The sequence below is a fragment of the Vibrio sp. 2033 genome, assembly GCF_033339735.1.
In genome coordinates this window covers 1-636 of record NZ_JAWOVC010000461.1, presented here as the reverse complement: position 1 = coordinate 636, position 636 = coordinate 1, and the positions used below count along the sequence as shown (strand labels likewise).

Genomic DNA, 636 nt, shown 5'->3' with positions numbered 1-636 from the left:
TGAAGCGGGCGATCTTCTTGCTGCATATAAAACGGTGGTCGCAAATGACTCAGGCGTAATGCATGTAGCAGCCGATGTAGGTTGTAAGGTCGTTGCTGTTTATGGCTCAACATCACCAAAGTACACACCACCACTGGCTGAAAAAGTTGAAATGGTTCATACCGATATCGACTGCCGACCATGTTTCAAGCGAGAGTGCCAATACCAACATTTGAAATGCTTGACTGAGCTATCGCCAAAACAAGTCCTAGATAGCATCCAGAAGCTCGAGGCCATTGCGACTAGTTCATGTTAATTCGAATTATTTATACGGCACTGTTAGCGCTTGCCTCACCATTTCTTTTATTGGGCTTATATAAAAGCAAACCCAATAAACCCAAATTTGGTGGGCGATGGAAAGAACACTTTGGAATAACCCCACAGTTAAAAACGCATCAGCGTCCAATTTGGATTCATGCTGTTTCTGTAGGCGAAAGCATCGCGGCAACACCTCTAATCAAGGAACTCAAACAGCAATATCCAGAGCAACCTATCGTTGTCACAACAACCACGAGCACTGGTGCGGAACAAATAGCCAAGTTGGGTGATTTAGTTGAACACCGCTATATGCCAATAGACTTTGGCTTTGCTGTAAAA

The 636-nt window shown here is 44.2% G+C and carries 2 protein-coding genes; both read left to right on the top strand.

Features of this window, described 5'->3' with window-relative positions:
- On the top strand, positions 1-295 hold a 295-nt coding region (locus R7P74_RS27200; protein ID WP_318123784.1), incomplete at its 5' end, for a glycosyltransferase family 9 protein.
- A partial coding sequence (locus tag R7P74_RS27195) for a glycosyltransferase N-terminal domain-containing protein (RefSeq protein ID WP_318123783.1) occupies positions 289-636 on the top strand: 348 nt, incomplete at its 3' end. The genes R7P74_RS27200 and R7P74_RS27195, both read left to right, overlap by 7 nt.